The following is a 13,815-nucleotide window of genomic DNA, read 5'->3' on the forward strand; positions in this document are numbered from 1 at the left end:
TGTTGGATAAGGCTTTTAGACTTTTTTGACCTCAAAAAGTGCCGACCATTGGAGGGATCGGGGGTAAAATTCAGGTACTTTTTCCCTGAAAATTAGGTAACTGACTACCTCAAAATCGGTAAAACCCTACACCCCACACCCGTTCGGACCTCGGCGTGAGCTCGGTCGAACGCTGAGCTCACGGCCGAAGCCCACACCCTGCCCCCACCAACAAACTTTTTCAGCAGACCCTAGTTATGCCGTCAATGCAATGTTAGGTCGATTGTATTTGAAAAATAAGGCGTTTCAGTCCCTAGGTTTTGAAGAACAACAGTCGATAGTTTTGGACATAATTAAAGAATCATTCCGTTGCGATGTCAATATCGGCGAAATTCTCAGTAATGAGTGTTTTTATGATTTTGACGATGTGGAAGAACAGAGAACTATAGCAACGATATTTCAAATTTGTTACTACTGTGGTCAAGCATCAGCTAACGTACAAGACTATGGAGATGATTTTAGCAAAGCAGGAATTTGTTCCGCTTGTCTTGCTAAATATTTCCCAGATGGATATTAGAGATAATTTAATCTCAACCTAGGGATAATCAATATTCAACAATTGTTGAGGAAGGATATTATGAAAGAATCTGTCATCTATCGGGAAATCAAAGAGGAAGGAAGACAAGAAGGAGCCGTCAACTTGCTTCTACGTCAATTAAATCGGCGTATAGGTGGCATTGCTGCCGAATTATCCGCCAATATCCAAAGTCTTTCTCTAGAAAATTTAGAAAACTTAGGAGAAGCTTTATTAGATTTTCAGTCAGTAGAGGATTTAGAACAATGGCTAGAAAATGAGCGTTTTTAACTAATTTACTGTCCAAATAAAACCGAACTATTACCAGATCCTTGGAACAAGATCCAAGTCATCAGCAGATTAGATACAAAAATCGCTAAGAGCATAGTGACTACCGCCGCGGTAGTAGCTTGGCCGACTCCTTTAGCACCGCCATCGGTCGTTAAACCCCAATTACAGCCGATAATCGCGATTAAAGCCCCAAAAACCACCCCTTTAATTGGTCCACTCAGCACGTCTCCCACGCGCAGAAAACCGCGAACCGAGTCGAGAAAAACTGAATTAGCAATTCCGTATAAACTTTGGCCGACCAGCAAACCGCTACCCAAACCGATCAGCAACGCCATAACACTCAAAGCGGGAACCATCAGACAACAGGCAATTAAACGAGGCAGCACCAGATATTCCACGGGATCGGTTTTGAGCATATAGAGTGCGTCGATCTGCTCTGTCACCTTCATGGTACCGATTTCCGCCGCAAAAGCCGATCCTACCCGACCGGCTACCACGATCGCCATCATAATCGGACAGAGTTCCCGACCGAGAGCCAGGGCCAAAATTCCCCCCACCATACTGCCAGCACCCAAAGCTTGGAACTCCCGGGCCACTTGGATAGTAAAGATCATCCCGATCACCGCAGCCGTGATCATGGCGATAATCAGCGAAGCAGGCCCGGCTGCCACCATTTGTTCTTGGGTGACGCGCCAATCGGGTTTGCGCGTGAATAGGAAGTAAAAAACCCTGCCGGTTAATAGTATCGCTAACCAACAGCGCCGAAACCAAGAGCTTAATTCCTTGCTAAAAATTGCCAATAAATCCTTCATGGCCCTCAAAATTGATCGGACTAGAGAAAAGTCTATCCTGTTTTGTCTTCTAACTCCCATTCCCTACCACGCTATGGATAGCGCAGAATTTTTATACTGAACTAAAATAGTGATTGCTGATTAGCTGGTAGTGAATAATTAGGGTTCTTCGGTTTGTCTTATGCAATCAACGGGGTTATAAGGAATGAAACCCTTATAGAGACAGATATTGCCGCAATTTTTGTCAATTGTTTGCGATCTGGAGCGAACTAATCAATTAAATCTCTTGCCAGATAAGGATTTAGTCGATTTATGCCCCCATATCGAACCATACCAAGTCCCGAAGAGCCATAATTAGAACTCTTGCCAATTAATTATATGTTACAGTATAGCGTTTCCTAAGCTAGTGAGGTACACCCATTTTTACTCCCTTTTGCCTCTTGCCCTTTGCCTAAAACCCATAACTTTTGTACCTCAGCAGACTGAAAAACGCTATATTTATTCTCCGTTTTGCATGAGTGCCTCTCCTCATAACTCACCGTTCGCTCATTTCTCGAACCGAAAAAAAGATTAAATAACACCGGCTCTTCCAGAGTAGTTATGATATTTTAGCAGAAAATAATCGACACAAGCCTTGCCAAGTAATGCTCACCAGAATTCAAAAAAGCAATTTTAATAAAAAAAGCTTTTTGCTTTGTTGGATTCTAGGCTATTTAAGAGTTTAGGCTTATTGAAACTACTAATTTGCCATAACCAGTCTAGAAGAGCCATAATACCTTTCGACAAAGGATTTCTCCGCTGGTGAGAGAGAGTCTATCTTTCTCTAAAAAAATGGAGAATAAGAATTAATCCTCCATCACTACTACCGAATTACCACCCGAATTCGCTTCTCTCGCATCCGTGCCTTAACCTGTCAGTGATTCCCCAAGATGTGTCAGGCAGTCAGCTCTCACCCTGGTACGATGGGAGAGTCAATTGATAAATATCCTCTAATTTCTTAAGCTATAATTAAAACTCAATAACTTTAACCATAGGCGAGGATTGTCTTTTTCTAGCCAACTTTGGGAGTTTTTTAACCATTGGGGAAACCAGGGACCAAAAAACAGATTTTTGACTCCATCAAGGCTAAAATCGAGATAGGAACCCAACCAACGTATTAAATCCTGACTGCCGGCCATTTCTGCTATCCACAACAGTAAAGCGGGGTTTTTTCTGGCCGCTTTAATTGCTAAACGGCTAAAGGTTAACCAATCGGTTTTATCCTTAATAAAGGTTTCAGAAACCTCCGGCGGTTCGTCGGCCAATAAACCGAAAAATGTGTTTAACATGGCGTTAATTCTTTGGGGGGGTAAGGTTTTTCCCGTGGGAACCATCATTCCTTTAGAAAATAACCAAGTTACCGCCACATTACTTTGATAAGCCCGCACATTTTCCAGGTCTTTAGCTGTTAGTAAATCGTGTTTCAAGGCCGTATCCAAAAGATCGGTTAAGCGCTCTAAATTACGCACCAAAGAACCGAATCCAGTAAAGATTAACGGTGATTGCAGGGAGGCGGCATCACCGATGGCTAAAATGCGATCAAAGGAGACAATTCGATCTTTTTTTCCTGTGCTAAAATGCCCTGGTATATAACCAAATGTGGGTTTTTTCCAAGTTAATTTTTCTGGGTCACACTGTCGATATTCGGGCAGAATAGTAAAGAAATCTTCGTACATTTCCAACAGAGACCCGGGGTTATCGGGATGGACTTGATGATAGTGAAATAGATAGAAGGTTAATTCTTTTCCTTCCCCCGGAAATAATTCCCAAATTAATTGTCTGCCTTTAGAAATATCGCCATGGGAATTTAAAACATCGCCATAGTGAGAATCCCACACCACCGACTCGAATCCTTCTACTACTGCCCCCACCGTCGGACAGACGCTATCAAAGGCGCGCACTCCGTTTAATTGCCAAGCGATGGGGGAGGCGGAACCCATAGCATCAATCAATAAACGGCCTTTTATCTGTTGAATTTCTCCACCATGATTAAGGGTGACAGTAACACTATTAGCAGTAATATCAGCCTTAATAAATTCGGTTTGATCGAGAATTTTACCGCCATGATCCTGTATTTTTTTACCGCAGGATTGCAGCAATTTATCGGAATTAATGGCGATATTTAAAACCGTGGGAGTATGGAGAATTTCGGCTTTCAGATGGGGGGGATTATTGCCATCAAAAAACTTATTAAAGCCATCGATGTATTCTTGGAAGATTAATTCCTCGAATTCTTCGGCAGTAAATAGGCCTAAATTAATTAAACTTTGAAACTCCGATCGAGAGATATTCCATTCCCGATTCATTCGTCCGAAAGGTAGTCTTTCTACTAAGAGGACTCGATAACCTAATTTGGCCATCTGTGCGGCGTGAATTGCCCCCAAGGCACCACCAATATAAATTAAGTCGTAGGCGATGGGATGCTCATTTTCCTCACTGCTAGAGAAAATTACCGGCCGCGGTTGTTGGGGATTTTTGGCACTGTCGCGCCAACGTTTTTCCCACCAGTACAAACGTTCTAAATCTGTCTCCCCTTGGGGCATTTTGCGGAAGTAGTGAACCGTTAGGGGATAGTCCGCTTCTAAATCTGTAAAAATTGAGTGATTTTTTTGATCGATGTTTGGTATCGTGCTATACTGCGGCGGAAAACGCTTTTGTAAAGCTCGATCGAGCTGCCGAGTCAGGGATATTTCTTGATCATGCGATCGCTCACCCCAGCGGAAAACTTTTAAATAAGTAGTCCGTTGCAGCGTCCAGACAAAAATCGATAATTCGATCGCCTCCGATAAGCGCAATCTCACCCCGTTAGGTGTATTTGTCTTGACACCATTTGCGGGTTGCCAATCGGATTGTAACCACTGACAAACGGCGATCGAGTCAGGAGTCGGAATTTCTCTGTAAAGTATTTCTTTCATCTTGATTTAGTTGTTAAACCCAAAAATCGTCTGATTACGCTAGACTACACAAAAAGTTTTCTGAAAAAAGTTTTAAAAACTTTACACACCTAGATTAATACACAGCCAGCCCCATCTGATTATGAATTATCCCATCCCGACTACCCCCGAAGAAATTGCCGCCCTCCGACAGCGCCCCGTCGATGAGGAGATGATTGCTGCCGTGATTGCGGGAATTATTAGAATGGCCCGCGCTCAGGGTCAATCTCTCGATGATCTGACTGAAGAAATTCTCGCAGAAGACCAGGTTTTAGATCAAGTGCAACGACGTTGGTTAAGTCAGCTTTTGACTAATGCTTGGCAAAATTTAGCTGGATGGGTGTAGTTGAGCGATGGAATGGCTAACAATCACTCTCGCTAGTGTTTTGACCCTGTTAACTCCCGCAGGGGCAATTATTGATACGGTTTTAGCCCATACCCTTCGCTCTCAAGTCCAAAAAGTGGAACAATTAGCCGTCAGGGTCGATAATACTCCCAATTATCAGGTTCTGCAAGGCAAAATCGATCGAGTTCGCATTTCTGCACGGGGAATTTATCCCCTTGCTGGTGTTCGCATTGAGAAGATCGAGCTAGAAACTGAGCCAATTAGCCTCGATTTGCGGCGATTACAGCAAAAAAACAGCAGTTTAGCCGCCGCACTGCGCCGACCGGCTGCGGGAGCATTGCATCTTGTCCTCACGGAAACTAATCTTAATCAAGCTTTACAATCGGCAGCGGTCAAAGAACAAATTCAGACCCTGATTAATAATCTGATTCCCTCTAGGGAAGAATTTGGTAGCACAAAATATCAACTTAGTCAAGCAAATTTTAACTTTCTTAATAATAATCGAGTCGCTCTCAGCCTGCAGCTAGAGACCCAAAGGCCGGACGAACCAGCAGCCAGCCTCGATCTGAACTTAGAAGTGGGATTTAAGCTAGTGCAGGGGCGAAAAATCGAGCTTATTGACCCCACAGCCACTCTTAATGGTCGTCGCATCTCCTCGCGCCTTCTCAAGGGGTTTGCTGAGGGCATATCCACCCAGTTAGATTTAAAAAACTTCGAGAAACAAGGAATTATCGCCCGCCTTCTCCAATTGCAGATCGACGATGATAAGCTGAGTATAGCCGCCTTTGGCAGAATTGAACCTCGATCGGGGAACCCCAATTAAATTTAACGGTCGGAAAAGAGGAGATATTTCAGTTATCAGTAATCAGTGAAAAGAAAACTGCTATTTAATACTGCTCACTTAAAACTGATAACTGCTCACTTAAAACTTAAAACTGATAACTGATAACTGATAACTGATAACTGAATTATGCCTAGTTCTCGCTCTAGTGATAAAATCTCTTTGCCTTGGATAATTGGTATCGGCCTCGCTTTATTTGCTGCTGGTGGGGCCACTGCTTGGTTTGCCGTCCATCACCTATCTTCCTCCCAGAAAACTAGCGAAAACCCGATTGAATCTCCCAGTCCGGCGCCGATAAGTCAATCACCAATTGTTGAACCGGTTTCTCCGGGTCCAGTGAAGACAAGTCCGACAGCAACTCCTACAGCTATTCCTGTTAAGGAAACTCGACAGGTTTATTGGTTAAAAGTGACCGATACGGGTAATCAATTAGTCAGCCAAGAAATTACCGTTCAAAAAGCGGATAGCCGCGACCGAGAGTTAACAGCAGTATTGAAGATTCTATTAGCTGGTCCAAGCAATCCTCAGGATATGACTACTATTCCCCCGGGGACTAAATTACTTGATTTAAAAGTAGATAAAACGGGAATTAAGATTAATCTCTCGCGCGAGTTTGGCAATGATGATGGTCCTGATATGTTAATCGGTCGTTTGGCACAAATCATCTATACTACTACTACCGAGGATCCCAATGCCAAAGTCTGGATTCAAGTGGAAGGAAACCCCCTAGAATTATTAGGAGAAGGCCACGGTCTTGAAGTTGCCCAACCGATGACTCGTAAGTTTTTTGAGGAGAATTATCAATTGTAAGTTTTCCGCGCATTTCAATTGTTTGTTGCGATAGCGAATTGAGATTAACTAGGGGGATTAGTGGGGGGATAGGGAAAAAAAATCGGATAGGGAATTTTAATTCCTTCTTGCTGATAGCGTCGGTGTAGGAGTTTTATAAATTCGTGTTTAATGGTGAGATGTTGAAAAAATTCTTCTTCTATCACCTTGAGATAAACCGTCAGCACAATGCTATAGTAATCGAATTTATGATAACGAATAAAGGGTTGATAGTCACCGAGTTGAGGTTGCAATAACTGGGCGATTTCTTGCATAACTTCTAGGGTAACTTTTTCGACTTTTTCTAAGTCACTATCGTAACTAATGCCCACTTCCACGGGAACCAGGAGGGAGTGATCTGGTAAACTATAGTTACGGAAACTAGAAGAAATGATCTGAGCATTGGGAATTACCAAAAGATTATTGGTAATTTCTTCGATGACTGTGCATCTTAAATCCACATCTCGCACATAACCAGCTTCTCCCGTTCTCAGTTCAATATAATCTCCCGGTCTAACTTTTTTGGAAGTGATAATATTAATCCCTGACATTAAATTAGCTAGGGTATTTTGGAGAGCTAAACCGAGGGAAACACCCCCAATACCCAAGGCAGTAAGCATGGGAGTGATCGAAATACCAATCGAGCTTAAAATAAGTAAAAAACCGCAGCTAAAAATCAGAACTTTGGCGAGAAATTCAAAGAGGGAAGTTAGGGAAGAAATACCATCATCTCCCGTGGTATAAACTCGTAATATTTCCACGGATAATTGAGCAACAACCCAAGTAGCCGAAGCTAAAAAAGTCACTAGCAGAAATTTTTTGCTCAGGAGAATGAGAGAGGGAAAGAGGGGAAGATTGGGAAGGGAGAGGGCAATATTTAAACCCAAAAGTCCGAACCAAAGTATGCTTAATCCACGAAGGGAACGTAAAACCCCTTCCGAGAAACGCAGGTTTTTTTCTCTGGCAATCGATAAAAGTTGACTGACAACGCGCTGTTCTACGAGCCATCCCAACAGCAGGAAACTGAGGAGGATGGTGATAGGTAGGATAATATAGGGCCAATCTTCCAGTCTGGTTAATAGGTTCATTGCTAGAGGGTTAGAAAAAGATGCACTTTTGTCTTATATTATTCTCCATTTGCCTATCTCTAGCAGCGGCGGTGGAATTTTCGGGCAAAAAGTTGCAAAATGTAAAGAGGAACTCATCTTTTCTTCGGCGGCCTTCGTGAATAGTCAGTTAGTTAAACCAAAATTCGGGCTTTATCGATTCTCAATGGTTATAATCGTGGTTTTGTTCCTGATTAGCACCTTTTTAATCGCTTTTCATCTGGCTAAGATGTCGGATCCCTACATTAAAGAGGTGTTATCCCGACAAGGTAATGTCAGTCGCGGTTACGAAATCTTTCAAATTAACTGTGCTGCTTGTCACGGCCAGTTTGCTGATGGCATCGTCGGACCTAGTTTAGAGGATGTTTGCCATCGCAAATCGAGAATTAGTCTGATTGAACAGGTAATTAGCGGGAAAACCCCGCCCATGCCCAAATTTCAGCCCGATCCTCAAGCTATGGCCGATTTATTGGTTTATTTAGAAAATCTTTCAAAAAAATGACTCTTGGCTGACATTGATGGTAAGCTAGGACGCGTTGAAACTGGGTGGGGAAGTGGGGGAATGGGGGAATGGGGAATTTCAACTAAAACCCTAACACCCCAAAACCCTAACACCCTAAAACCCCCCGCAAAGCGCACGCAGTGACCACCCCAAAACCCAACCCCTTACCGATGGATAAATTTTACTTATATAGAAAAATTTTGCTTATATTTGGGTACGCTAGTAGAGACACTTAACGATAAATACTTATGTCTTGGCATTCCCAAGTTGAACCGGCAATTATCCAAGGGGATTTCTGGCAAGTTAGCCAGTTTTACGAAGAACTGATAGAAAGAGAACCCCTAGAAATTAGTCATTATTGGTATTTAGGATTAGCCTATCTTTTGGAAGCTAGGGAAGAAGAAGCACAAACCACATGGTTATTCGTCCTCAGTCAAGGGGATGAACAGGAGGTGATGCTGTGGACAGCAGATTTAGTCAATATTTTGGATGGGGAAGCGCGAAGACAGTTAGAGTTAGGCAATTTAGAAACCAGTTGGTTAATTCGAGGACATATTCGTGAGATTAGTCCCGATAATATTGATAATTTACTGCGGTTTATTTTATTAGCAATTAATTTGAATTATTTCGAGAAAGAGCAGTTAAAAGCTTGGTTATTTGTTGATGTGTTAAAAACAAATAATTTCCAGAGTCTAGAGTCAAGTTTATTAGAGGAAGTTTTAGAAAAGTTTCTCGATTATCAGATACCAGAAACCGTCCCTTACTTAGAGGCAATATTTCAATCTAATTGTCAGCGACAAACTTTTATCAAAGTAGTAGAAGCTAAAGTAAATTCTCTAGCCATAAATAATAGACCATTGGCTATTGATATTATTAATGCTTGTTTGGCAGTGGAACCAGAGCAAATTTATCTGTTAGCTGAACTTTATCAATGTTATTTTGATAATCGAGATTTTCCCACAGCTATCCAAGTAGCTAGTCAATTAAAAACAAGTTGTCAAGGGTTGCCTTCTCAAGCTGTCGCTGATTTTATTGCTCTTTATGTCAAATTATTTAGTGGTGATTGGGTCGATATTAAGGCAGATATTGAAGAATATACAGAATCTTTGCAAAAAAGTATCGCTAATCGAGAATGTCCAAGATTATTGGATAAACCATCCCTAACAATTTTATCCCCTCTAACTTACCTAGAAGATAACCCAAGAAAAAACCGTTATATTAGTAATTGTATTGGTCAACTTTTTCAGGAGTATGTTTGCAATAATTCTAACTGTAATTATCAGCAAAAATCAACTATTAAAGATACTAATAAAGTTCTGAAAATTGGCTATATTGCCCATACTTTATATAATCATTCTATTGGATTAATTTCTAGGTGGTTGATGAAGTATCATGACTATAATGAGTTTCACATCTCGTTATACCTAGTATCTCAAAAAGAAGACATTATCACTGAAAATAGTTTTAGAAATCAGGTAAATGCTTGCTATAACTTACCGATTTATCCTCAACTAATTGCTGAAAAAATTAGTCAAGATAACATTGATATTTTGGTAGATTTAGACAGCATCACTAATAACGCAACTTGTCAAGTCATGGCACTAAAACCCGCACCAATACAAGTGACTTGGTTAGGTTTTGATGCGTCAGGAATTCCTGCAATTGATTACTATCTCGCTGATAATTACGTTTTACCAGCAGATGCACAGGAATACTATCGAGAAAAAATTTGGCGCTTACCTAATTCCTATATTTGTGTGGATGGTGTCGAGGTTGTTTACCCCTCTCTGCGAAGGGATGATTTAGGGATTCCAGAGGATGCAATTAATTACTTAACCGTACAAACGGGGGTTAAACGCAACCCTGAAACTATTCGACTTCAGCTACAAATTTTAAAGGCCGTTCCTAATAGTTATTTGAGTATTCAAGGGTTAAGTGATGCTAAATCAGTGGAAAAATTATTTTTCAAAGTTGCCGAGGAAGAAGGAATTAATTATGAGAGATTAAAAATCTTACCCCTCTATCCCACAGGAATTTATCGAGCAAATTTAAGGATAGCTGATGTGGTTTTAGATACCTATCCTTTTACGGGAGGAATGACGACTTTAGATGTGCTGTGGATGGGAATTCCTTTGGTGACAAAAGTTGGTCAACAATGGTCATCGAGAAATAGTTATACTTTAATGGTTAATGCGGGAATTAGTGAGGGTATTGCTTGGAGTGATGAGGAGTATATCGATTGGGGAATTAAGTTAGGTCAGGATGAACAGTTGAGACGCAAAGTTATCGCTAAATTAGATGAATCTAGAAAAACTTCACCGATTTGGAATGCACATCAGTTTACTAAAAATGTGGAAAATGCCTATCGTCAAATGTGGCAAATCTATTGTGAAAGTTAATTAGGGAGAATTAAATCATGTCTTGGCAAAATGAAGTTAAAACCGCTTTAGAAAACAATCAATACGATATTGTTAGTCAGTTTTACGAAGAACTGATAGAAAGAGAACCCCTAGAAATTAGTTATTATTGGTATTTAGGATTATCCTATCTTTTGCAGGCAAAAGAAGAAGAAGCACAAGCTACTTGGTTATTGGTTTTCACTCAAGGAGATGAACAGGAAACTGATTCATGGATGCTAGAATTAAGCAATATTTTAGCTGCCGAAGCTGACCGACAATTAGAGTTAGAAAATCTAGAAACCAGTTGGTTAATTCGTAAACATCTACAGGAAATTAATCCTAGTTATCTCGATAATTTACTGCATTTAACTCTCGTTGAAATTAAATTAAATAGATTTGATCCTCAACAACTGCAAGAATGGCAAATACTAGAATTAATTACCCAGGTTTCAGTTAACTCTCAATTATTGGAACGGGTAGTAATTGCCGTCATATCTTACCCTCATGAATATACCATAGAATTAGTTCGGTTAAGTTTACCCTATCTTGACAATTCTCCAGAATTACTTAATCACGTCATAACTGTTGCTGGACGCTTTGCTTTTGAGAAATATCAACCTATTTATTCCGTTGACTTAGCGGAAGCTTTTCTTACCCTTTATCCCGAAAGTTGGTACTTAAAAGTTAATTTATTTTGGTTTTATATCTCTTCATGTGACTATGAAAAAGCAATAAATTTAGCCAATAAGTTAAAAGCGAAAAGTCAGACAATTGATTTAAAAATGTTTAGTCAATCTCTCCTATTTAATGGTTATTTGCGAGCCTCACAATGGAATAACATTCCTAGTATTTGTCAAGAGTATAAACACTTAATTCAAGAATTTCTAGAAAAAAAGCCCCAAGACATACATCCCTTAGTTAGAGAAGGTTTACTAACAGTCATGAACCCGATTTCTTACTATGAAGATAACCCGAAAGAGAATCGACCACTTTTAAGTCAGATTGGCAGTTTTTTTCAAGAAACCTACAAAGAAATGCTGGGTTTTAAAGAGGAAGGTTTTGACAAACCCAGAGAAGATAATCCCAATAAAAAACTGAAAATTGGTTACATTGCCCAAACATTAAAACGTCATCCCGTCGGTTTATTGAGTCGTTGGACTATTAATTATCACAATCGTGAGCAGTTTGATATTCACCTTTATATGGTGAATCAACCTGTGGATGAAATAACTCAACAATGGTTTTCTAATCCCGCAGATAAAATCTATCATGCTACTGCTGATTCCCTAGCAACCTATCGCAAAATTAAAGAAGATAAAATCGATATTCTTGTGGACTTGGATAGTGGTACTGGGGCAATCGTTGTCCAAGTTATTGCCTTAAAACCTGCTCCTATTCAAGTTAACTGGTTAGGTTTTGATGGTTCCGGTTTACCCGCAGTAGATTATCTTTTAGCGGATACTTATGTATTGCCAGAAAATGCCCAAGAATATTATCAAGAAAAAATCTGGCGTTTACCTGATGCTTTTGTCGCTGTGGATGGTTTTGAAATAGCCGTTCCTACCCTGCGAAGAGAGGATTTAGATATTAATAACGATGCGGTTATTTACCTAAGTTCTCAAACTGCAATTAAGCGTAATCCTGCGATGATTCGCTTACAAATGCAAATCATTAAATCTGTACCTAATAGTTATTTCCTGATTCAAGGAGTTGCTGATGATAATTCCCTCTGGGATTTATTCTGTCAAATTGCCGCAGAAGTTGGGGTAGAAACTAATCGAATTAAGATGCTTCCTCTCTATCAGACGGAAACCTACAGGGCAAATTTAGCCATCGCTGATGTGGTTTTGGACACCTATCCCTTTAATGGTGGTACAACCACCTTAGAAACCCTCTGGATGGGAATTCCTCTCGTGGTTAAAGTGGGGCAACAATGGTCATCGCGCAACGGTTATACTTTAATGATGAATGCGGGAATAACTGAGGGTATATCTTGGAGTGATGAAGAATATGTGCAGTGGGGAATTAAGTTAGGATTGGATAAAAATTTAAGAGAAGAAGTCCGTTGGAAACTCCGAAAGTCTCGTCATACATCTCCCCTCTGGAATGCCAAACAATTTACCAGAGATTTAGAAACTGCTTATCAACAAATGTGGAATATTTATTGTCAATCTTAGCGGATAAAAACTATGCAATGGCATCAAGACATACAAACCCATTTAAATGACAAGAATTATCAAAGAGTAGTGCAGTTTTATGAACAATTAATTGAAACCAATTCTCTGGTGATTGAGGATTATTTTTATCTAGGATTAGCCTATCTTTTACAAGATAGAGAAGAAGACGCACAAGCTAGTTGGTTACTGGTGTTGAGTCAAGCAGCCGAATCAGAATTATCGGGGTGGATAGAAACTTTAACTCAAATCTTAGATGCAGAGGCAACCAGACAAGAAAATTCCCAAAGATTAGAGACAAGTTATCTAATTCGATTGCAGCTACAAAATCTTGGTCCTAGTTTTTTAAATAATCTCCTGCATCTGATGGAATTAGAAATACAATTCCAAATTTTTGCGATGGAAAAGTGCCATGATTGGTGTGTATTTGAACTGTTAGAAAATACAGCTACAGCAGCAATTAATCTTGATTTACTGCTGCGAGTGACGGAAAAGGTTTTAATCTACCCCTGTACTGATACCATCCACTTTTTAGAATTAGCAGCCTTACATATCAATAATCCAGAAATAATTGCAGCCAAAGTTATCTCAGCAATTGTCAATTATGGTTATCAACAAAAACAAAGTGTATTTGCCATTAATTTAGTAGAACTTTGTTTGCGCTTTCTACCAGAGGATTTATACCTACAAAATAGTTTATTTAATCTTTATAAAACCACCACTGTTGACTATAAAAAAGCTCTAGAAATTGCCGATAATTTTTATAAAAGTTGCGAGACAACTACTGAAAAGCTCTTGGGAATTTCGGTTCTTCCGAACTTACCATGTAAAATCAACTAGCAAAATGCCAATTTAATAAACATCTAAGACTAAAGTTTTTAAAGTTTCTAAATCCATAGCCTCTCCTTTTAATCACCTTCAGTTTATTATTAATTCCTTCCACTGTTCCCTGGGTTGTTCGGTTATCAAAATAGGCAGTTATTTCGTCAATCCACCGCCGAATTGTCTGGCA

General features: G+C 40.0%; 11 protein-coding genes and 2 pseudogenes. 9 read left to right on the forward strand and 4 right to left on the reverse strand.

Annotation, left to right across the window (positions count from 1 at the left end):
* Positions 1 to 250: 250 nt before the first annotated feature.
* Positions 251 to 556, forward strand: coding sequence for a hypothetical protein (locus ACOCD9_RS15680; protein WP_287967631.1), 306 nt, complete (start codon positions 251 to 253; stop codon positions 554 to 556).
* A 33-nt stretch (positions 557 to 589) separates the two neighbouring features.
* Positions 590 to 844, forward strand: a pseudogene (locus ACOCD9_RS15685) (DUF4351 domain-containing protein); the annotation flags it as partial.
* A 5-nt stretch (positions 845 to 849) separates the two neighbouring features.
* Here the strand turns inward: ACOCD9_RS15685 and ACOCD9_RS15690 are convergent.
* Complete coding sequence (locus ACOCD9_RS15690; RefSeq protein WP_287703021.1) at positions 850 to 1,656, reverse strand: MlaE family lipid ABC transporter permease subunit; 807 nt, start codon at positions 1,654 to 1,656, stop codon at positions 850 to 852.
* Positions 1,657 to 2,624: 968 nt separating this feature from the next.
* On the reverse strand, positions 2,625 to 4,589 hold the full coding sequence (locus tag ACOCD9_RS15695; protein ID WP_419547920.1) for a flavin-dependent dehydrogenase: 1,965 nt from the start codon (positions 4,587 to 4,589) through the stop codon (positions 2,625 to 2,627).
* A gap of 121 nt (positions 4,590 to 4,710) precedes the next feature.
* On the opposite strand from ACOCD9_RS15695, the gene ACOCD9_RS15700 reads away from it, so the two are divergent.
* The 3 genes from ACOCD9_RS15700 (at position 4,711) to ACOCD9_RS15710 (ending at position 6,604) form a co-directional block, all read left to right on the forward strand.
* Complete coding sequence (locus ACOCD9_RS15700; RefSeq protein ID WP_287659201.1) at positions 4,711 to 4,953, forward strand: hypothetical protein; 243 nt, start codon at positions 4,711 to 4,713, stop codon at positions 4,951 to 4,953.
* A 7-nt stretch (positions 4,954 to 4,960) separates the two neighbouring features.
* Positions 4,961 to 5,776 carry a DUF2993 domain-containing protein gene (locus tag ACOCD9_RS15705; RefSeq protein WP_287703017.1) on the forward strand — a complete coding sequence of 272 codons (816 nt, stop codon included), beginning with the start codon at positions 4,961 to 4,963 and terminating at the stop codon, positions 5,774 to 5,776.
* 147 nt (positions 5,777 to 5,923) lie between these two features.
* Positions 5,924 to 6,604 carry a GerMN domain-containing protein gene (locus ACOCD9_RS15710; protein WP_287703015.1) on the forward strand — a complete coding sequence of 227 codons (681 nt, stop codon included), beginning with the start codon at positions 5,924 to 5,926 and terminating at the stop codon, positions 6,602 to 6,604.
* Between the two features lie 44 nt (positions 6,605 to 6,648).
* On the opposite strand, the gene ACOCD9_RS15715 is transcribed toward ACOCD9_RS15710, so the two are convergent.
* Positions 6,649 to 7,710, reverse strand: a complete 1,062-nt coding sequence (locus ACOCD9_RS15715) for a mechanosensitive ion channel family protein (protein WP_287703013.1) — start codon at positions 7,708 to 7,710, stop codon at positions 6,649 to 6,651.
* 28 nt (positions 7,711 to 7,738) lie between these two features.
* Here ACOCD9_RS15715 and ACOCD9_RS15720 point away from each other — a divergent pair, with 28 nt between their 5' ends.
* The 4 genes and pseudogenes from ACOCD9_RS15720 to ACOCD9_RS15735 form a co-directional block, all read left to right on the forward strand.
* Positions 7,739 to 8,230 carry a c-type cytochrome gene (locus ACOCD9_RS15720; protein WP_287703011.1) on the forward strand — a complete coding sequence of 164 codons (492 nt, stop codon included), beginning with the start codon at positions 7,739 to 7,741 and terminating at the stop codon, positions 8,228 to 8,230.
* A gap of 248 nt (positions 8,231 to 8,478) precedes the next feature.
* The gene (locus tag ACOCD9_RS15725) at positions 8,479 to 10,629 is read left to right on the forward strand and encodes an O-linked N-acetylglucosamine transferase, SPINDLY family protein (RefSeq protein ID WP_419547921.1); all 2,151 of its coding nucleotides are present in this window, start codon (positions 8,479 to 8,481) and stop codon (positions 10,627 to 10,629) included.
* Between the two features lie 17 nt (positions 10,630 to 10,646).
* Positions 10,647 to 12,806: an O-linked N-acetylglucosamine transferase, SPINDLY family protein gene (locus ACOCD9_RS15730; RefSeq protein ID WP_419547922.1), complete on the forward strand. Its 2,160-nt coding sequence runs from the start codon at positions 10,647 to 10,649 to the stop codon at positions 12,804 to 12,806.
* 12 nt (positions 12,807 to 12,818) lie between these two features.
* A pseudogene (locus ACOCD9_RS15735) lies at positions 12,819 to 13,616 on the forward strand (O-linked N-acetylglucosamine transferase, SPINDLY family protein); the annotation flags it as partial.
* Positions 13,617 to 13,635: 19 nt separating this feature from the next.
* Here the strand turns inward: ACOCD9_RS15735 and ACOCD9_RS15740 are convergent.
* Positions 13,636 to 13,815, reverse strand: a 180-nt coding sequence (locus ACOCD9_RS15740) for a transposase (protein WP_287967693.1), incomplete at its 5' end; no start/stop codon positions are given.

The sequence above is a fragment of the Microcystis sp. genome, assembly GCF_048564745.1.
Classification (GTDB): Bacteria; Cyanobacteriota; Cyanobacteriia; order Cyanobacteriales; family Microcystaceae; genus Microcystis; species Microcystis ichthyoblabe_A.